Source organism: Chitinophaga sp. 10T418 (assembly GCF_056394125.1).
On sequence record NZ_JBFTHG010000001.1, the window covers coordinates 719868 to 738128 of the forward strand.

The window sequence follows — 18261 nt, forward strand, 5'->3', positions numbered from 1 at the left end:
GCGAATATTATCCCGCTTTTTTCATTCGCTTTAATAGCTTTTTGCTTTATGCCTTTCGCTTTATGCTCTTTACAAATATTCCTCTATTACCTTGAGTTTATTTTTATCAAGTGGCTTGGTGATGTAAGCCATCAATTCCGGTGTATGCTGTACTTTTTGCATATCCCTTACGTCCACGGAGGAGGAGCACATGATAATCGGAATTGTATTTTTGAGAGATGTTTTTAACCCTCTGTATGCTTCAATAAAATCCCATCCGTTCATCCGCTGCATATTCATATCAAGAATAATAAGAGAGGGCAATGTAGGCTGAGGATCACTTGAAAGCTGTTCCAGTGCTTCTTCTGCGCAAAGGAAAGAGGTAACTACCAGGTGATTGCTTTGCTGCCCCAACATTTTTTTGATAATGAAATGAAAAATTTCATCATCATCTACAACGTACACTATTTTACTCATGTCTTCCATGCTTCGGTTTTAATTGGGCTTCTTATCTTATCCGTTAAATAACAAAAGGGCACACCCCAAAGACGATAGTTTAAGGGAAGAATCGCATTGCATTGATACCGTTTTACCGCAAAATAAGACCAGTGACTCCAGGTATAACAAGCTACTGAAATCAGTCATCCATTACTGTAAACGCGGGTTTAATCGGGCATTATAATTTGCCTGTCACATTCTTCTTCTCAAGCATTGGTCTGGGAACACAGTGGCCTCCGGCTATCTTTAATTGTGGTAGCAAAGAACGTTAATTTAATTTTATTTTTATATATATCTTTTTGTCAATAACTAATCATTAACAAATTAGATAAGTGAAAAAAACACCAAAAAAGAGCTTAAAGCTGAGGGCGAAAAGCAAAAAGCTATTAAAGCGAATGACCTGAGCAAAGGAATAATATCCGCTCAGGTCATTCGCTTTAATAGCTTTTTGCTTTTCGCTTTTTGCTCTATGCCTTAAAACAATCCTCCTTTTTTCAAGGTCACTTTTCCCTGGCCAATTTTAAAGCCATTGTGATAGATCTCTACTGCATAATCGCCTGGTTTGAAATCAGAATTCTGTTTCCAGTCCATGCTGATAGTTTGTTTCTGACCAGTTACATAAGCCACTGTTTTCTTGGCAGTATATAACTTTTCAGTACCATCTTCCAGTGTAAAACGACCGGAACCCAGTGCTTCTACTGCTAATGGCGCACCATCAGGAGCGGTGATCGCAACAAAAATTTCTTTGTCGCCGGTTGGAGCAATACGGTTATCATCCAGATCAAAGGTTACACGCATCATATCTGCACGTTTCGCTTTGCTGGTTTCTACCTCTTTGCCGTTGTGCTTAACACGGATAGGTAGCAGCTTGATATTAGAAGCATGCAATACAGAACCCAGGTCTACTTTTTTATTCAGACTGTCTTTAACAGTAGACACAGAGTCGCGTTCTTTACGCGCTACATCCCTTTCTCCTGCCAGCACAATTTTTTCACCTTCCAGGCGCTCAATTGTTTGCTGGTAGCCTTCGATATTGGTTTTCAGTTGCTCAATCAAACGGCGGGCTTCTGCCAGCTGTGCCTGTGTAGCATTTTTGTTAGTCAGGATACTGGAGATCCTGGCTTTCATATCCTGTATTTCCTTATCTTTTGTTTTAACAAGACTATCCATCCGGGTGTTCTGTGAAATCAGATCATCCAAACGGGCATTGGCTGCATTATATTCCTGTTGTAAGGCGTCACGTGAAGAAGAGATAGAATCTATCTGTGTGTTTTTTTGTACGATCTGATCGCTGGTTTTGTTCTTATCGTATAACATATATATCCACGTGCCGGCTAATGCTGCGATTAAAATACCGTAAATTAGACCGTTGCGGCTACGTGGTTTTTCTGGTCCGGGTGAGCCCGGCGCAGGGGTGTTAAATGTGTTCTCCGTCATAGTTGTGAGTTTTATGTTTATTGTTATATGGTTAAAAATTGTTATTCAAAAGTACTTATAATATTCTTATTTTATAACAGATATAAAACAGTTTTCCAATCGTGCTTCCAAATATTGCGTTAGATCAATTATTACTGTTGGACATAGAAACAACCCCGGCTGCTCCAGCCTTGGAGCAATTATCTGATGATATGCAACAGCTCTGGCGGGACAAAATTGCAAAAACTGCGCCAGTTTCCGGAAATGAGGATTCGGCATACGCTGACAGGGCTGGCATCTACGCCGAATTCGGCAAAATCGTGTGCATTTCCGCGGGCTTCTTCAGCCTGGAAAATAACCGTTATACTTTACGGCTGAAATCGTTTTATAATGATGATGAATCAGTTGTGCTATCTGGTTTTTTAGAATTAATTAATAAGTTCTATGCGAAACACCCCCGGTTTCAGTTCGCCGGACATAACATTAAAGAATTTGATATTCCTTTTATTTGCAGGAGGTCTGTTATCCATCAATTATCTTTGCCGCAGCCTTTACAGCTGCATGGCTTCAAACCCTGGGAAATTCCCATGCTGGACACCCTGCATCTGTGGCGTTTCGGGGACTTTAAACATTATATCTCCCTGAAACTGCTGACGGCTGTTATGGGCATTGACACACCTAAAGACGATATAGACGGCAGCATGGTAGCCAAAGTATACTGGGAACAGAAAGACCTGGAACGCATTGCCGCCTATTGCCAGAAAGATGTGCTGGCTGTGGCACAGCTGCTGTTGAAGTTTAAACGTGTGCCGGCACTCAAAGAAGAAGATATAATTATCGTAAAATAAAAGCACCTGCTAAAAGCTAAATGCTGATAGGGGGACTGCCAAAAGTTAAAGCAATGGATTACCAGGATATCATCAGGGATTGGAAACAACAGAAATTTAAATCGCTATACTGGCTGGAAGGAGAGGAAGACTTTTTTATTGACCAGGTGACCAGTTACGCGGAACATGAACTGCTGCCGGAATCTGAAAGAGGATTCAACCTTACCGTATTATACGGAAAAGATACCGACTGGAGCACCGTAATCAATGCCTGCCGTCGCTACCCGATGTTTGCAGAAAGACAGGTGGTACTGCTCAAAGAAGCACAGGCTATGCGTGACCTGCTCAAACTGGAAACCTATATCGATAACCCATTGTCTTCTACCGTTTTTGTAGTAGCACACAAACAGGGCAAAATCGATGGCCGGAGTAAAATGGCCAAACTTATTAAAGACAAAGGCGTACTCCTGTCTACCAAAAAATTATATGATAACCAGCTGCCTGCCTGGGTAGAATCCTATGTGAGCAGCCGGGGGCTGGCGATTTCCCAAAAAGCTGCCATCCTGCTGGTAGATCATATCGGGAATGACCTGTCCCGTATTGCCAACGAAATAGATAAGCTGCTGGTCAACCTGCCCGCTCAGAAAAAGATCGATGAAGGTGATATTGAAAAGTATGTAGGGATCAGTAAAGAATATAACGTATTTGAATTACAGAATGCCCTCGGGCAAAAGAATACCGCCAGGGTATTTAAGATCATCAGCTACTTTGCGGCCAACCCTAAAGCCGCGCCTATGCAAATGACCCTGCCCGCTCTCTATAATTTTTTCGCCAAAGTAAACCTCATTTTCAGCGTGAAAGGAGCTGAGAAGGATGTTGCAGCTGCATTAGGTGTACATCCCTTCTTTGTAAAGGACTATATGAGTGCCGCCAGACAATACGGGCCTGAAGGCACCGAGAAAGCGATCCTGCTATTACATCAATACAATCTGCGGAGTATAGGCATTAACGATAGTGGAGCAGAAGATGGAGAATTAATGAAAGAACTGATGTACAAGGTCATGCATTAATACATTATTATTGCATTATAATTATTCCCTATGCAACGCCTCTATGCTGTACTGAAATGTATTTTAGCCTTTTTCTGCGTGCTGTTCAGTGTTATAATAGTTTTCGCTATCGGTAAAACAGCATTTTTCACGGACTATTTTGAAAAAATGGACAGTCTGGCCAAAAAGATAGCCGGAGCCTTCGTTTTATTAACTTTTTTGTGGCTTGCCTTTATCCTGTGCCGGTTTGGCTATCGCCTGTTTATACGAGTGAAAGCCTCCGGGAATCTGCAACGTAAAACAAGCGTGTCGCTGTGGGAAGGAATAATACGGACTATCGTATGTTCCTCGTTAGGCGCCATACTGATGCTTAGTTTTCTCTTTAGACTGGGAACAGATCCTGCTGTATTTTATCGTACAGGGGAGCATATGCTTACGTCTTCAGTTGTGGTTGACTTCTGGATGGCGATGACGCTTAGCAGCATAAGTGGCTTCCTCCTGCTGAGGGCAGGTTACAGGATGTTGAACCAGGTGAAGAAAATAGTGGATGCGGAGGGGACAAGGATTTAGACTTCTTTCGCCAATATCTCTTTCGCCTGTGCGGAATCCTTATCCATCTGCACTATCAATGCATCTACATTATCAAACTTCAGATTGGAACGGATATACTCCACAAAGTATACGGTCAGTTCCTGTCCGTAAAGATCTTCATTAAAATCAAAGAGATGTACTTCGAGGCGGAGATCTGTGCCGTTGAAAGTGGGACGGAAGCCTATGCTCATTACTGCCGGTAGCAGATCCGTATGGCCATTGAGTCCAACACGAACCGCATAAATGCCTTCTGCCGGAATCAGTTTTCTTTCATCGCTTAAATGCAGATTAGCAGTGGGGTAGCCCAGCTGACGGCCCATTTTGTCGCCATGCACTACGGTGCCGGTTAAAAAATAAGTATAGCCGAGTAATTCGTTGGCCAGGCTGCAGCCGCCTTCCTGCAGGCTTTTCCGGATTTTGGTAGAACTTACCGTGAGGTCATGTACTACCTGCTGCGGAATTTCTATGAGCTTAAACCCATATTGCTGTTGCTCTGCTTCCAGCAGTTCCAGTCCGCCTTCCCTATTATGGCCAAAACGATGATCATAGCCAATGATAATGGTATGTGGCTTGAAACGTGCAACCAGGAAGTCTTCCAGGTAGCCGCGGGCAGGCATTTCAGAAAATGCTTTGGTAAAAGGCACCACTACGAGGTGGTCAATACCGGCAAGTTCCAGTAAAGCTATCTTTTCGGGTAAGGTGGTGAGTAGTCTGATGTTATTGGGGCTGGGTAACAATACCTCCCGTGGATGCGGGTCAAAGGTAACGATCACGGTTTCCCCGCCACAATCAATGGCAGCCTGCTCCAGTTGCTGGATAATGAAGCTATGGCCTGCATGTACTCCATCGAAAGTGCCTATTGTGATAACAGCATTTCGGAATTCCGGTAAGTGGTCTAAGTCCCTGTGAACCTTCATATAATTCAATACTATCAAAAACGCCGTGCAAATCTAACACATTCGGCGTGCATTCTGCATGGAATCTGTTACTTTTGCAGCCTGAAGAGCATCTTTAGTTACTTTATTTTTTATTTACATATTTATTTATTTCCCGGTGGATAATAATATTTACGCCAAGCGCGGTGTTTCAGCAGGCAAGGAAGATGTGCATAATGCCATTAAAAACATTGACAAGGGTCTTTTCCCTAAAGCATTCTGCAAAATAGTACCCGATATTTTAGGGGGCGATGATGCATATTGTAATATTATGCACGCAGATGGTGCCGGCACCAAATCATCCCTGGCTTACATTTATTGGAAAGAAACCGGTGATCTGGGCGTATGGAGAGGCATCGCCCAGGATGCTATCATCATGAACATGGACGACCTGCTTTGTGTAGGCGCTACCGATAATATCCTGCTGTCTTCCACCATTGGCCGTAACAAACAGTTGCTGCCAGGTGAAGTAATAGCTGCCATCATTAATGGCACCGAAGAAATTCTTGCAGAACTGCGTAATCATGGCATCAGCATCTATTCCACCGGTGGAGAAACCGCCGATGTAGGAGACCTGGTACGTACCATCATCGTGGATTCTACCGTTACCTGCCGCATGAAACGCGCAGACGTTATTTCCAACGATCGTATTCAGGCAGGAGATGTAGTGGTAGGTCTGGCTTCGTACGGACAGGCTACCTATGAATCTGAATACAATGGTGGCATGGGCAGCAATGGTCTGACCAGCGCCCGTCATGATGTATTCAACAAAGCCATTGCGGAAAAATATCCGGAGAGCTTTGATCCCAACATTCCTTTTGAACTGGTATTCAGCGGTAAAAAATCACTGACAGATAAAATAGATATTGAAGGCTTTGGTGCAGTAGATGCAGGTAAACTGGTATTATCTCCCACCCGTACCTATGCACCCGTAATCAAAAAAGTACTGGAGCAATTCCGTCCGCAAATACACGGTATGGTACATTGCAGCGGTGGCGCACAAACCAAAGTGCTGCATTTTATTGAGAAACTCCATGTGATCAAAGATAACCTGTTCCCGGTACCTCCTTTGTTCAGCCTGATCCAGGAACAATCCGGTACGCCGTGGAAAGAAATGTACCAGGTGTTTAACATGGGACACAGAATGGAATTGTATGTGCCGGCAGAAATTGCAGCAGATATCATCGCCATTTCCAAAAGCTTTAACATCGATGCACAGATAATAGGTAGGGTAGAAGCGGCAGAAGAGAAGAAAGTGACCGTGATTGCGCCGGCTGGCACGTTTGTGTATTAATAAAATTGTTTTATACATAGCATCCCGTTTCGCTTCATAACGAAACGGGATTGTTTATTTTGTCACCTAATAGAATTTAATCGGAAGCCTAAACTCAACTTTTACCGGTTTCCCTTGCTGTGTAGCTGGCTTCCATGGCTTCATCCCGGAGACCACCCGGCTTGCTTCTTCTTCCAGGCCATATCCGAGACTATCTAATGCCTTTACAGCAGTGACCTGCCCAGTAGTATCCAGTATAAAACTAACCATGACCGTACCACTTTTACGCGCTTTCCGGGCGGCTTCAGGGTAACGTATGTTATCGGAAATATACGCAGCCAGCGCTTTAACACCACCGGGATAGACAGGGACTGTTTCCACAAATACAAATCCATCTTCATAAAAGGTACTATCTCCATTTACGCGGACGGGACGTATGTTACTGTCCACAACGATTGGTTTCCAGGGAGAAAGATTATGGGAAACGGGTGTGTGGGCAGCGATTGCAGCCAGGAGCACAACCGGGATCAGATATTTGAATGGCATTGGAATAAATATATTTGCCTGCAAATGTTATATTTTAAAAAGAAAAGCAGGAGATAATTTTATGATTTTTGTTTTGGAAGAATAAATCTGATGGGAATGTTAAACAGTACATCAACAGGCTTACTACCTATTCTGGCTGGTTTCCATTTAGGCATGTTGCATATTACTCTTATAGCTTCGGCTTCCATGCCATATCCTTTGTAAGGTCCGAGTGGATGAACTTCCCGGATAACGCCATCTTTGCTCACGGTAAATTGTACAAAGATGGTTCCACTTACTTTTCCTTTCAATGCAGCCGCAGGATATTTTATGTTTTTTTTCAGGTAGTTGATAAGGGCTTCTTCTCCGCCGGGAAAGCTGGGCCATGCTTCCGTAAAACCACAATAGAATCCGTCTTCGATATCAGCGTTAGCTTTCGCATCTGCTGTTTTCACAAGTACTTTTTTAGAGGTATCTGCCGGGAAAACTGTGAGTGCGGTTAGTAAGCAGGAAAGGAGAAGCATAACAAAACTTTTTATATAGACGCCCCCACGACTATAATCCACAAAAAAGTCCCGGTAAAAACCGGGACCTCCATGATTGTTGATTGTTTTATAAGCGTTATTGCTGTAAACTGAATCGTATCGGCAAATTGAACTGCACATTTACTGCGCGGCCATTCTGTTTGCCGGCCTTCCATTTAGGCATATCTTTCGCTACTCTGATGGCTTCTTCTTCCAGGCCACCGCCTTTGAGGGCTCCTACTGTTTTAACATCAGTGATGGTGCCGTCATTTCTTACCTGGAATTGTACAAACACAGTACCTTGAGTATTGGCTTTTTGCGCCGCTGCCGGATAGACAATATTTTTAGAAAGGTATTTAACGAGGGCTTCTTCTCCGCCCGGGAAAGCAGGTGGTTGTTCTACAAAGGTGAAGACTGCCTCACTGGGGGCCGGGGCTACTACCGCATCACCTTCGTCAAGGACAAAGCGAATCGGCAGATTAAACTGTACCGCTACATTTTTCTTGTTTTGCTGACCCGGTATCCATTTAGGCATACCCTTTACTACCCGGATAGCTTCTTCTTCAAGACCACCGCCGCGTTCTGCGCCTATAGTTTTTGGCTGTTTAATGGTACCATCTTTATCTACTATAAACTGAACGAACACGGTGCCTTTAATGCCATTTTCCTGGGCAACTTTCGGGTAGCGGATGTTACGCGACAGGTATCTGGACAGGGAATCTTCACCACCTTTAAACATGGGAGGTTGATCTACAAAGGTAAATATCACATCGGCGTCTGGTTTAATCATTTTGGGCTTTCTGGTGGTATCACCCGGTGTGGTGGTGACGGCGGCTTCCGGACGAGGAGTAAAGGTGGTGTTGGCAGTGGTGGTAAGCACCCGAATGGCGGATGGATGCTTATCAACCACAAAAGCCAGTGAACAAAAAATGAATGCGGCCAGCGGCAGTACGAGTATACGTCTGAGATAACTGAACCTGGGCGTGTGGAATTGTGTGAGCATAAGGATTCTTCGTTTTATTGGCGGATGGAAAAAATCGTTGGTGAAGCTGAATTGCTTGCTTTGAAAGGCCATCTGAAGAATGGTTTGGGCATAACCCGCCACTTCTTCTCCGGCGGCTTTTTTGTCGGCGAGGAATTCATGTACGAGCGCCAGTTCGTGTTTGATCAGATGAAAGAAGGGATTGATCCAGCAAACAGCGGTGACGATTTCCATGAATAGTTTATCCGTGCTATGTTTTTCGTGGAGGTGTACGAGTTCATGTTTCAGGATCTGTTGTCCTTCCTGGCTGTTCAGCGAAGTATTTGGATCCCAGAATATATATGTAAAGAAGGAAAAGGGGGCTTTAATGTCATCGTTTTTTACAAAACGGTAGGGTGGTACCTGTTGCACCTGGCTGCTGCGGATTAGTTTTTTGATCTTAAAGAGGCTCACCAGTATACGGGTCATCAATAGTGCGATGATCAGCATATATGCCAGGTTAATCAGCGTTCCTGAGCTGATCACAGGACTGGCCACCACCGGCATTACTGATTCCCGGAGGGTGATAATGCGGTTGGTGTAGGAGAGCACCGTGGAAGGTTCAGGCGTTTGCCCTGGCAAAGGTATTTTTAACAGGGGCGTGAGCAGGGACACGATGGTAATCAGTACCAGGTAATAGCGGTTCCATTGATGGAAGCGGTTATTGCGCAATGCTATATAATAATATGCATATAGTACAGCAGAGCATACGATTACTTTGGCCAGGTAGGTGAGCAACACTGTCATTGTTTTGGTTTTTGCGCGTCTTTAATCTTTTGTACCAGTTTTTCTAATTCAGAGATGCTTAATTCCTTTTCTTTCACAAAAAAAGATACCATGTTACTAAAAGAGCCATCGAAATATCCTTTTACGATATTGTTGACGGTTTTATGGCTATAGGCATCTTTGGTAACCAGGGCAAAATATTGGTGGGATTTGCCGTAGGCTTTATAATCCACAAAGCCTTTTTCTATCAGAATTTTGATGAGGGTAGATACCGTGTTATAATGTGGTTTGGGTTCCGGCATCACTTCTATCATATCTTTCACAAATGCAGGACCTGTTTCCCATAGTGCCTGCATGATCTGCTCTTCGGCTTTGGTAAGCTGTTTCATATGTTTGTTTTAATCTCTGATTCTAAGGTATAACTAATTGTTTAGTTTTACAACTATTTTTTTAGTTGTAAAGAGATGAACACCGGAGAGGATATTTGATATATTATCACAACGAGTTATTTTTTAATTAGTTATTTTTGTTCGTAACTGATCGTAAAAAATAGAAAGGACATGACGCCTGAACAACCTATCATACAATTAACTAATGCCAGCATATACCAGGGGCAATCCTTGATTTTATCTGATGTGAATATCACGGTGAATAAGGGAGAATTCGTTTATCTCATTGGGAAAACCGGTACTGGTAAATCCAGTCTCTTAAAGACGTTGTATGGTGATTTGCCTTTAAACGATGGTACAGGTCAGGTAGTTGGTTTTGACCTGAAGAAGATGGATTGGAAAAAAGTGCCGTATCTTCGCCGGAATCTGGGTGTGGTGTTCCAGGATTTTCAGTTATTAACAGACCGCAATGTGCATGATAATCTGAAATTTGCGTTACGGGCTACCGGCTGGCAGGATCCAAAGGAGATGGAGAACAAGATTTCGGACGTATTGGATAAAGTGGGATTGGGAACCAAAGGTTTTAAAATGCCTTATGAGCTTTCAGGTGGAGAGCAGCAGCGTGTGGATATTGCCCGTGCTATGCTGAATTCGCCCAAGCTGATCCTCGCAGATGAGCCAACAGGTAACCTGGATCCGGAAACCTCCGATGGTATTATGCAGTTGTTATTCCGTATTTGCCGGGAGGGAACTGCCATCGTAATGGCCACACACGATTATATAGTATTACAAAAATTCCCGTCAAGAGTACTGCGTACGGAAAACGGGTATGTAACAGATAATGCCGCAGTAAATTTTTCTTCTTAGGAGTTGTTGAAGAAGAAATATTTACAGATGGTCATTATCACTCATTTATTATTAATTTCCTGTTAATTGGTAATTCCTATTTTTTAAATTACCTTTGCACCGGAAAAATAGCGACAAAAAACATTATTATTACTTATTATTTTTAAAGATGTCTTACTTAACTGTTGAAAAGAAAGCCAATATTTTTAAGGAATTTGGTGGAAGCGAAAAAAATACAGGCTCTTCGGAAGCACAAATTGCACTGCTGACTGAGCGTATCAACAGCATTTCCGGTCACCTGAAACAAAACAAAAAAGATTTTTCTACCCACCGTGGTTTGATGAAGATGGTTGGCCAGAGAAAGCGTTTGCTTTCCTATTTATCTAAAACCAACCTCACAGGCTACCGTGCCCTCATCGAGAAGTTAGGTATCAGAAAATAACCATGACTTATTTATAGCGCTATTCCCAACTTTTTAGGTTGGGAATAGTTTTTTTGTATGTATACCTTTTGTTATCCTTTAGCGATCAAAAAAGGATAACTTTATATTTAATCCTCACTTTATTATGAATCTGACACCTATTTCAGTGAAGTTCGATATAGGAGACGGTCGTATGGTGACCATCGAAACTGGCAAGTTGGCCCGTCAGGCTGACGGTGCTGTTACGGTGCGTTTAGGGAATGCCATTTTGCTGGCCACTGTGGTAGCAAATAAGGAACCCAAACCAGGCCAGTCGTTCTTCCCCCTTACAGTTGATTACCAGGAAAAATTTGCTTCTGCCGGTCGTATACCCGGTTCCTTTTTCAAACGTGAAGGCCGGTTGTCTGATTCAGAGGTACTCATTTCCCGTCTGATTGACCGCGCTCTGCGTCCCCTGTTCCCCGATAACTACTTATGCGAAGTACAGGTATTAGTTTCCCTGATTTCTTCCGATCCTGAAGTAATGCCTGATGCACTGGCTTGTTTGGCTGCATCTGCTGCACTGGCCGTTTCTGACGTGCCTATCCAGGAAATTATTTCTGAAGCCCGTGTTGCCCGTATCGATGGCAAATACGTTATCAACCCTAACCGTACTGAGCTGGCTAAAGCTGATATGGACTTCATCATTGGTGCTACTGACAAGAACATCATGATGGTGGAAGGTGAAAGTAAAGAGTGCCAGGAAGAAGACCTGATCCTCGCTATCGAGGCAGCCCACGCTGCTATCAAGGTGCAGGTGAAGGCGCAGGAGCAACTGCGTGATCTGAAAGGTGTAACCGGTAAACGTGAATATACCCAGCCTCACCAGAATGAAGAACTGAAAGCAAAAATAGCAGCTTTTGCTACTCAAAAAATATACACAGTGGCTAAGTCAGCTTCTGCCAAGCACGATCGCAGCGATGCGTTTGCAGCTATCGGCGTGGAACTGAAAGAGCACCTGGGCGAATTGCCGGAAGAAGATCAACCGCTGGTAAAAGAATACCTGCATGATCTGGAAAAAGAAGTGATCCGCAACATGATCCTGGACGAATCCGTTCGTCTGGATGGTCGTGCACTGGATCAGGTTCGTCCGCTGGCAATGGAAACAGATATCCTGCCTTCCCCGCACGGTTCTGCCCTGTTTACTCGTGGCGAAACACAGTCCCTGACTACTGTTACCCTCGGTACACCGGAAGATGAACTGCTGGTAGAAAGTGCAGCTGTTTCCAATTACTCCAAATTCATTCTGCATTACAATTTCCCTCCATTCTCTACAGGTGAAGTGAAAATGATGCGCGGCCCTGGTCGTCGTGAAGTTGGACATGGTAACCTGGCGATGCGCTCCCTGAAGCAAATGATGCCGGGCAGTGACTACGCTTACACCGTGAGAGTAGTTTCTGATATCCTCGAATCTAACGGTTCTTCCTCCATGGCTACCGTATGTGCTGGTTCACTGGCACTGATGGACGCTGGTGTGCCTTTGCCTAAACACGTATCTGGTGTGGCAATGGGCCTTATCTCCCGCGCTTCCGATGGTAAATGGGCGGTATTAACCGATATCCTTGGTGATGAAGATCACCTGGGTGATATGGACTTCAAAGTAACCGGTACCCGTGATGGTATTGTGGGTATACAGATGGACATTAAAGTAGATGGTTTAAGCATGGACGTTATGCGCTCCGCTCTGGCTCAGGCTAAGAAAGGTCGCTTACACATCGTGGAAGCCATGTACGAAGCATTCCCTGCTGCACGTCCTGAACCTAAACCACATGCGCCACGCATGGAAAAGATTATCATCGACCGTGAATTTATCGGCGCTGTAATCGGACCCGGTGGTAAAATTATACAGGAGATTCAACGCGAAACCGGTACTACTATCAACATCGAAGAAGTTGGTGAAACCGGTGAAGTTAGCATCTTCTCTGCTCAGAAAGAAAGCCTCGATAAAGCAGTTGCATGGGTAAAAGGAATCATTGCTATACCTGAAGTAGGTGAAGTATATGAGTCCGTTGTTAAATCCATCATGCCTTATGGTGCTTTTGTTGAGTTCATGCCAGGTAAACAAGGCTTACTCCACATCTCTGAAGTTTCCTGGAAACGCCTGGAAACAATGGAAGGTGTGCTGACAGAAGGCGAAAAAGTGAAAGTGAAGCTGACTGGTACTGATCCTAAAACCGGTAAGTTTAAGCTGAGCCGCAAAGTGCTTATGCCTAAACCAGAAGGTTATGTAGAAAGACCAGAACGCGAGGAGCGCGGCGAACGTGATTTCCGTGACGACAGACGTGGCGGAGATGACAGACGTGGTGGTGGCGACAGACGCGGTCCCCGTGACGACAGACGTGGCGGTGATGACAGACGCGGTGGTGGCGGAGACAGACGTGATTTCAATCGCGATGGCAACCGTGGCGGCGGAGATTACAACTCCCGTCCGGAAAAACCACAGGAGCCTACCTTTGATGCCGAATAGGCGCTGTTATAGCTAGCAGATAACTGGAATTAAATACGAAGAAAAGCAGTCTCTACGGAGGCTGCTTTTTTAGCTTCAGGTAGTGCCAGCTTAGCTTAAAAAAAGCAGGGAAGATGAAATCATGATTTCATCTTCCCTGCTTTTTTATTCCGTTAGCAAAAACTGTGTAAAATTTCCATTTTTGCTCCATTTTTTGCTTTTATCCAGATATTAGCGATGGAATGACCCAAAAATTCCGTTTTCGGCATATACCCCTCTTAATCCGATTTATTCCTGGTAATTGCCTGAAACTTCCGTTTTTTAGTGTTTTTCCAGATTGGCTGTTAGCTAATTTGCGCTTACCGCTTTGTTAGCTGCTCTACCCGGAAGGTGCTTTCACGGAAAATCTCCCGGCCGCTGTTTAATCGGAACACCCGGTAGTTATTACCATCAATTGGCTCCGCAATCATTTTATAGGCAGGTTGCAACGCTTTGGTGCTTCTGTCGATCACTCTCACGGTTCCTGTTGCCAGCAGATCCGGTAGTATTTCTTCTACGTATGGTAACATGATGCCACCGTCTTCGGCCCATAACATGTTCATTCTGCCCGTACTATAGCTGAAGTCCTTGTTGGTGGTATCTTCCAGGTAGCAATAAGCTTTACGGAAGTGATTACCCATATCAATGGCATTCAGGCGGGTAAACTGCACACTGTTGAACACTTTGTTGCTGTATTTGGCGTTACGGAGCGTGGTGTCCATACTTACCATATAATCACGGAGATTGCTCCGTTCGAAGATCAGTGTTACATTCTCGGTTTGATACACAATAGAGTCGATGATCGGTTCTACGGGTTGTCTTACTTTGATAACCTGGGCCATTCCGGATATGGACAACGCCACGCCGGCCAGCAGGAGGAATAGTGCTTTCATAGGATATTTAATATTATTTATTAATCAAATATAATACTATTCATATTAATACGTATAAAGAGAGTCTCTGCGTCAGTCGGATATAGGTAAGCCATCTATAAATTATCGTTATATCAGCCGATTAGCGACTTGTTAACCGCTGAAAGCTAGCAGCTAATGGCTATCTTTGTCCTCTATGTCTTACATTGCTATTACGATGCGTGCAGGTGCAGAGCAGTCTGACCTGTTGATTGCGCAATTATCTGTGTTGAATTATGAGGGATTTGAAGAGCAAACGGATGCCCTCATCGCTTACATTCCGGAAACCGATTTTGATGAAGCAGCGTTGCAGGAAGTCCTGCAGCCTCAGGGAGTTACCTATACAAAAGAAACTATTTTACCTGCTAACTGGAATGCGTTGTGGGAGAGTAATTTTGAGCCTGTGCAGGTAGATGATTTTTGCGGAATCCGGGCGGATTTTCATCCTCCTTTTGACCCAAAACCGGCCTATGAAATTGTGATTACACCTAAAATGGCCTTTGGTACGGGGCATCATGCCACTACTTCTTCTATGATAAAGCTGATGAAAGACATCGGTTTTGTGGGTAAAAAAGTATTTGATTTTGGCACCGGTACCGGTATACTGGCTATTCTGGCTGAAATGATGGGAGCGGCCACAGCAGATGCTATTGACTATGATGAATGGGCAGTAAACAATACGCTGGAGAATATCACCGCTAACCAGGTGAGTAAAGTAAAAGTATGGCAGGCGGATCGGCTTGATGCCATTACCGAAAAATATGATATATTGCTGGCGAATATCAACTGTAACATCTTATTACAATTTATGGGGGATATGCACGGCCTGATTCAACCTGGAGGCAAATTACTGCTAAGTGGCATCTTACCTACCGATGAAGAAAATATTGTCGCCGCCGCTGTTTTACAGGGATTTGTAAAGGAAAAGAGGATCGAGAAGGATAACTGGCTCGCCCTGCAATTTGAAGTACCTGTACCATAATAGAGTAAAAGTTACATATAAAAAGTGTTGATAATCCAACTTTTGTGTTATAATCTTTTCTAATATTGTCTCTATTTTAACACAGAATTTGTTATCTTAGCATTCCTAACTTGTAGTGATGGTAGAAATTTTATTGCTTATTTGTGCTTATCTGATCGGATCTGTTCCCACAGCTGTCTGGGTAAGTAAAGGCGTTTTCGGTATGGATATCAGGGAGTATGGTAGCGGCAATGCCGGTGCTACCAATACTTTTAGGGTACTGGGTCCTAAGGCCGGTACTTTTGTAATGGTAGTTGACATGCTGAAAGGCGTGTTAGCAGTGCGTTTAGCTTACCTGGCCCCTTATTACCAGGACCATGCTAATCTCACGCAGCTGGTGAATCTTCAGATAGGCCTTGGCCTGGCTGCTGTAGTAGGTCATATTTTCCCTATCTGGGCAAATTTTAAAGGAGGTAAAGGTATTGCCACCCTGTTTGGCCTGGTACTGGCTATTCAGCCACTGGTTGCTTTATGCTGCGTAGGTGTTTTCTTAATGATCCTGTTTTTAACAAGATATGTATCTCTCAGTTCCATTATTGCCAGCATCGCATTTCCGATACTGATCCTTTATATTTTTAATGAGCCTGAGATATTTTATCGCATCTTCGCTATAGCTGTGGCGCTGATGGTGGTATTAACCCATCAGAAAAACATTACACGATTGTTGAAAGGAGTAGAGAGTAAAGTGCCGTTATTTAAGAATAAAAAGGACAAAAACTAGTTATAGTTATATAGTAAAAGCATGAAGCAGGAAGCGATGGCCAATAAAATGTGCATGCTTTTTGCTTTGTGCTTTTTGCGTTTAACGCAATTTAAATTAATGCTCCCATGAAAAAGTATGTCTTATTCTTTACTGCCAGCCTTACATTAGGCGCCTGTTCGCGCGTTCCTATTACTGGCCGCAGTCAGCTGAACCTCCTTCCTGAAAGTACTATGCAGTCAATGGCGCTGCAGGAGTATCAGAGTTTTTTATCGTCCAATAAGGTGGTGGCTCAAACAACCAGTAAAGATGCTGAAATGGTAAAAAGAGTGGGGCAGCGCATTGCCGCTGCTGTTACCAGGTACATGACCCAAAATAATATGGGTAGCGAGGTAGCCAGTTATAAATGGGAGTTTAACCTCGTAGATAATAAAGAAGTGAATGCCTGGTGCATGCCAGGTGGTAAAGTAGTAGTATATACCGGCCTGCTGCCCGTTACACAAAATGAAACGGCACTGGCCTGCGTAATGGGACATGAAATAGCGCATGCTATTGCCCGTCATGGTAACGAGCGTATGAGCCAGGGACTGGTAGTGCAGGGAATTCAGGTTGCAGGTGCTGTGGCACTGAATAAAAATCCCACTGCTGTAAACCTGTTTAATCAGGCGTTTGGTGTAGGTGGTAATATGGGCATGCTGGCGTTTTCCCGTGCCAATGAACTGGAAGCCGATCACCTGGGTGTTATATTTATGGCGATGGCCGGATACAATCCACAGGAATCCATTCCTTTCTGGACACGTATGGCAAATATGAGCAAGGGACAAAAGCCACCTGAGTTTCTGAGTACGCACCCCAGCGATGCTACCCGTGTACAGAAATTGCAGCAGCTGATGCCGGAAGCAATGAAGTATTATACACCGGGAAAAGTGTAAAGTATAAAGGATAAAGCAAAAAGCTATTGAGGCGAATGATTAGAGCGGAAAGTATTCGCTTTATTCATTCGCCTCAATAGCTTTTTGCTTTATCCTTTATCCTTTGTGCCTTATGCTTTCTCCGTAATAATATCTATTACTTTTTTATTCTTCTGTACTTTCATTTTCTCTGGTACATGCGCCAGGATTTCTTTCTTGAAAGCCTCTATCAGCGCTTGTTTTATAAAGTGGCGGTGGGTAACGAGACTGATTTCCCGTACTGGTTCCGGCGCCTTAAAGTAGCGTACCATGTTCAGTTGCCTGGTAGTAAGATCCTGTAAGGACAGCTCTGGTAAAATGGTATATCCTTCGTTGAGGTCCACCATTCTTTTCAGGGTTTCCACACTACCTGTATTGTATTCCAGGTTTTTGTTATCGCCCATGGTGAATTTATCTTTACAGATGTTCAGCACCTGGTTGCGCATACAATGTCCTTCATTCAGCAGCCATACATCTTTGATGTCCAGCTCTTCTGCTTTCACTATTTTCTTCTCGTATAAAGCATTGCTTTTGGCAGTGTATACCACAAAGGATTCGTAGAACAGCGGATGTTCTTCCAGGTGAGGGTTATGCAAGGGAGTGGCCAGTAAACCACAATCCAGCAGTTCCTGTTTCAGCTGTTGCATAATCTGTTCAGTCGGGTATTCCCATATTTCCAGTTTTACCTTCGGATATTTTTTCATGAACCCGGTGAGAATGCGGGGCAGCAGATAGGGAGCCAGTGTAGGGATAATGCCTACTTTCAGGTTGCCCTGTACTTCTTTTTTCTGGTCTGCAATGATTTCCCGGATGCGGGCATTTTCCTTGATAATAATCCTTGCTTGTGCTACCACGGAAATACCTATTTCAGTAGGGACTACCGGTAATTTGCTACGATCAAACAATTTAATGCCTAATTCATCCTCCAGTTTTTGTATCTGCATGCTTAGCGTTGGCTGGGTCACAAAGCATTTCTCTGCTGCCATGATAAAACTTCTGTAAGTATCTACCGCAACAATATACTCCAATTGAACTGTCGTCATTTTCCTCTAAATTGATCCCACGAAGGTATCAATAAAATCTATAGGAAGGGGAAAAGAATTACGGATTTGTGAGAAGACATCCTATAGGGCAT

At 43.8% G+C, this 18261-nt stretch carries 19 protein-coding genes; 10 read left to right on the top strand and 9 right to left on the bottom strand.

Translation table 11 applies throughout. The features are described 5' to 3' along the window. Positions 1-69: 69 nt before the first annotated feature. Together AC1DCV_RS03015 and AC1DCV_RS03020 are read right to left on the bottom strand one after the other, a co-directional pair. Positions 70-465: a response regulator gene (locus AC1DCV_RS03015; RefSeq protein WP_477021768.1), complete on the bottom strand. Its 396-nt coding sequence runs from the start codon at positions 463-465 to the stop codon at positions 70-72. A 486-nt stretch (positions 466-951) separates the two neighbouring features. Beyond that, on the bottom strand, positions 952-1914 hold the full coding sequence (locus tag AC1DCV_RS03020; RefSeq protein WP_441572287.1) for a hypothetical protein: 963 nt from the start codon (positions 1912-1914) through the stop codon (positions 952-954). Positions 1915-2015: 101 nt separating this feature from the next. Between AC1DCV_RS03020 and AC1DCV_RS03025 the strand changes: the two genes are divergently transcribed. Genes AC1DCV_RS03025 through AC1DCV_RS03035 form a run of 3 tightly spaced genes read left to right on the top strand, consistent with a single transcriptional unit; the run spans position 2016 to position 4339 of the window. Next, positions 2016-2741 carry a ribonuclease H-like domain-containing protein gene (locus tag AC1DCV_RS03025; protein ID WP_477021769.1) on the top strand — a complete coding sequence of 242 codons (726 nt, stop codon included), beginning with the start codon at positions 2016-2018 and terminating at the stop codon, positions 2739-2741. A 53-nt stretch (positions 2742-2794) separates the two neighbouring features. After that, positions 2795-3790 carry a DNA polymerase III subunit delta gene (gene holA / locus AC1DCV_RS03030; RefSeq protein WP_477021770.1) on the top strand — a complete coding sequence of 332 codons (996 nt, stop codon included), beginning with the start codon at positions 2795-2797 and terminating at the stop codon, positions 3788-3790. A 30-nt stretch (positions 3791-3820) separates the two neighbouring features. Continuing rightward, on the top strand, positions 3821-4339 hold the full coding sequence (locus tag AC1DCV_RS03035; RefSeq protein WP_477021771.1) for a hypothetical protein: 519 nt from the start codon (positions 3821-3823) through the stop codon (positions 4337-4339). Here the strand turns inward: AC1DCV_RS03035 and AC1DCV_RS03040 are convergent. Then, positions 4336-5277 carry a bifunctional riboflavin kinase/FAD synthetase gene (locus AC1DCV_RS03040; protein ID WP_477021772.1) on the bottom strand — a complete coding sequence of 314 codons (942 nt, stop codon included), beginning with the start codon at positions 5275-5277 and terminating at the stop codon, positions 4336-4338. The genes AC1DCV_RS03035 and AC1DCV_RS03040 overlap by 4 nt on opposite strands. Positions 5278-5413: 136 nt before the next feature. Here AC1DCV_RS03040 and AC1DCV_RS03045 point away from each other — a divergent pair, with 136 nt between their 5' ends. Further along, the gene (locus AC1DCV_RS03045) at positions 5414-6589 is read left to right on the top strand and encodes an AIR synthase related protein (RefSeq protein ID WP_477021773.1); all 1176 of its coding nucleotides are present in this window, start codon (positions 5414-5416) and stop codon (positions 6587-6589) included. A 66-nt stretch (positions 6590-6655) separates the two neighbouring features. On the opposite strand, the gene AC1DCV_RS03050 is transcribed toward AC1DCV_RS03045, so the two are convergent. The 4 genes from AC1DCV_RS03050 to AC1DCV_RS03065 all read right to left on the bottom strand — a co-directional run bounded on the left by AC1DCV_RS03050 (position 6656) and on the right by AC1DCV_RS03065 (position 9753). After that, positions 6656-7114: an energy transducer TonB gene (locus AC1DCV_RS03050; protein WP_477021774.1), complete on the bottom strand. Its 459-nt coding sequence runs from the start codon at positions 7112-7114 to the stop codon at positions 6656-6658. A 59-nt stretch (positions 7115-7173) separates the two neighbouring features. Continuing rightward, positions 7174-7617 (bottom strand): energy transducer TonB, encoded by a 444-nt coding sequence (locus AC1DCV_RS03055; RefSeq protein ID WP_477021775.1) that lies wholly within the window; start codon positions 7615-7617, stop codon positions 7174-7176. A 97-nt stretch (positions 7618-7714) separates the two neighbouring features. Continuing rightward, on the bottom strand, positions 7715-9385 hold the full coding sequence (locus tag AC1DCV_RS03060) for a TonB family protein (protein WP_477021776.1): 1671 nt from the start codon (positions 9383-9385) through the stop codon (positions 7715-7717). Continuing rightward, the gene (locus AC1DCV_RS03065; RefSeq protein ID WP_441572279.1) at positions 9382-9753 is read right to left on the bottom strand and encodes a BlaI/MecI/CopY family transcriptional regulator; all 372 of its coding nucleotides are present in this window, start codon (positions 9751-9753) and stop codon (positions 9382-9384) included. The genes AC1DCV_RS03060 and AC1DCV_RS03065 overlap by 4 nt, the downstream gene beginning before the upstream one ends. A 171-nt stretch (positions 9754-9924) precedes the next feature. On the opposite strand from AC1DCV_RS03065, the gene AC1DCV_RS03070 reads away from it, so the two are divergent. The 3 genes from AC1DCV_RS03070 to AC1DCV_RS03080 all read left to right on the top strand — a co-directional run bounded on the left by AC1DCV_RS03070 (position 9925) and on the right by AC1DCV_RS03080 (position 13526). Then, complete coding sequence (locus AC1DCV_RS03070; protein WP_133810138.1) at positions 9925-10620, top strand: cell division ATP-binding protein FtsE; 696 nt, start codon at positions 9925-9927, stop codon at positions 10618-10620. 148 nt (positions 10621-10768) lie between these two features. Beyond that, positions 10769-11041, top strand: a complete 273-nt coding sequence (rpsO, locus tag AC1DCV_RS03075; RefSeq protein WP_106528148.1) for a 30S ribosomal protein S15 — start codon at positions 10769-10771, stop codon at positions 11039-11041. A gap of 124 nt (positions 11042-11165) precedes the next feature. After that, complete coding sequence (locus AC1DCV_RS03080; RefSeq protein ID WP_477021777.1) at positions 11166-13526, top strand: polyribonucleotide nucleotidyltransferase; 2361 nt, start codon at positions 11166-11168, stop codon at positions 13524-13526. A 338-nt stretch (positions 13527-13864) separates the two neighbouring features. Here AC1DCV_RS03080 and AC1DCV_RS03085 read toward each other — a convergent pair whose 3' ends face one another. Beyond that, positions 13865-14437: a hypothetical protein gene (locus tag AC1DCV_RS03085; protein ID WP_477021778.1), complete on the bottom strand. Its 573-nt coding sequence runs from the start codon at positions 14435-14437 to the stop codon at positions 13865-13867. A gap of 175 nt (positions 14438-14612) precedes the next feature. Between AC1DCV_RS03085 and prmA the strand changes: the two genes are divergently transcribed. The 3 genes from prmA to AC1DCV_RS03100 all read left to right on the top strand — a co-directional run bounded on the left by prmA (position 14613) and on the right by AC1DCV_RS03100 (position 17108). Next, entirely contained in the window at positions 14613-15437 is an 825-nt protein-coding gene (gene prmA, locus AC1DCV_RS03090) for a 50S ribosomal protein L11 methyltransferase (RefSeq protein ID WP_477021779.1), read from the top strand. A gap of 118 nt (positions 15438-15555) precedes the next feature. Continuing rightward, positions 15556-16197, top strand: a complete 642-nt coding sequence (gene plsY, locus AC1DCV_RS03095; RefSeq protein ID WP_477021780.1) for a glycerol-3-phosphate 1-O-acyltransferase PlsY — start codon at positions 15556-15558, stop codon at positions 16195-16197. Between the two features lie 107 nt (positions 16198-16304). Then, a complete protein-coding gene (locus AC1DCV_RS03100) occupies positions 16305-17108 on the top strand; it encodes a M48 family metallopeptidase (protein WP_477021781.1) in 804 nt (267 codons plus the stop codon). 110 nt (positions 17109-17218) lie between these two features. On the opposite strand, the gene AC1DCV_RS03105 is transcribed toward AC1DCV_RS03100, so the two are convergent. Further along, entirely contained in the window at positions 17219-18169 is a 951-nt protein-coding gene (locus AC1DCV_RS03105) for a hydrogen peroxide-inducible genes activator (RefSeq protein ID WP_441572272.1), read from the bottom strand. Between the last annotated feature and the right edge of the window lie 92 nt (positions 18170-18261).

Bases quoted from the DNA above. Each gene is read 5' to 3' on its own strand.
- AC1DCV_RS03015 (WP_477021768.1), bottom strand. From the start codon at position 465: ATGGAAGACATGAGTAAAATAGTGTACGTTGTAGATGATGATGAAATT.
- rpsO (WP_106528148.1), top strand. From the start codon at position 10,769: ATGTCTTACTTAACTGTTGAAAAGAAAGCCAATATTTTTAAGGAATTT.
- AC1DCV_RS03055 (WP_477021775.1), bottom strand. From the start codon at position 7,617: ATGCTTCTCCTTTCCTGCTTACTAACCGCACTCACAGTTTTCCCGGCA.
- AC1DCV_RS03085 (WP_477021778.1), bottom strand. From the start codon at position 14,437: ATGAAAGCACTATTCCTCCTGCTGGCCGGCGTGGCGTTGTCCATATCC.
- AC1DCV_RS03035 (WP_477021771.1), top strand. From the start codon at position 3,821: ATGCAACGCCTCTATGCTGTACTGAAATGTATTTTAGCCTTTTTCTGC.
- prmA (WP_477021779.1), top strand. From the start codon at position 14,613: ATGTCTTACATTGCTATTACGATGCGTGCAGGTGCAGAGCAGTCTGAC.
- AC1DCV_RS03040 (WP_477021772.1), bottom strand. From the start codon at position 5,277: ATGAAGGTTCACAGGGACTTAGACCACTTACCGGAATTCCGAAATGCT.
- plsY (WP_477021780.1), top strand. From the start codon at position 15,556: ATGGTAGAAATTTTATTGCTTATTTGTGCTTATCTGATCGGATCTGTT.
- AC1DCV_RS03065 (WP_441572279.1), bottom strand. From the start codon at position 9,753: ATGAAACAGCTTACCAAAGCCGAAGAGCAGATCATGCAGGCACTATGG.
- AC1DCV_RS03100 (WP_477021781.1), top strand. From the start codon at position 16,305: ATGAAAAAGTATGTCTTATTCTTTACTGCCAGCCTTACATTAGGCGCC.
- AC1DCV_RS03105 (WP_441572272.1), bottom strand. From the start codon at position 18,169: ATGACGACAGTTCAATTGGAGTATATTGTTGCGGTAGATACTTACAGA.
- AC1DCV_RS03070 (WP_133810138.1), top strand. From the start codon at position 9,925: ATGACGCCTGAACAACCTATCATACAATTAACTAATGCCAGCATATAC.
- holA (WP_477021770.1), top strand. From the start codon at position 2,795: ATGGATTACCAGGATATCATCAGGGATTGGAAACAACAGAAATTTAAA.
- AC1DCV_RS03060 (WP_477021776.1), bottom strand. From the start codon at position 9,385: ATGACAGTGTTGCTCACCTACCTGGCCAAAGTAATCGTATGCTCTGCT.
- AC1DCV_RS03020 (WP_441572287.1), bottom strand. From the start codon at position 1,914: ATGACGGAGAACACATTTAACACCCCTGCGCCGGGCTCACCCGGACCA.
- AC1DCV_RS03050 (WP_477021774.1), bottom strand. From the start codon at position 7,114: ATGCCATTCAAATATCTGATCCCGGTTGTGCTCCTGGCTGCAATCGCT.
- AC1DCV_RS03080 (WP_477021777.1), top strand. From the start codon at position 11,166: ATGAATCTGACACCTATTTCAGTGAAGTTCGATATAGGAGACGGTCGT.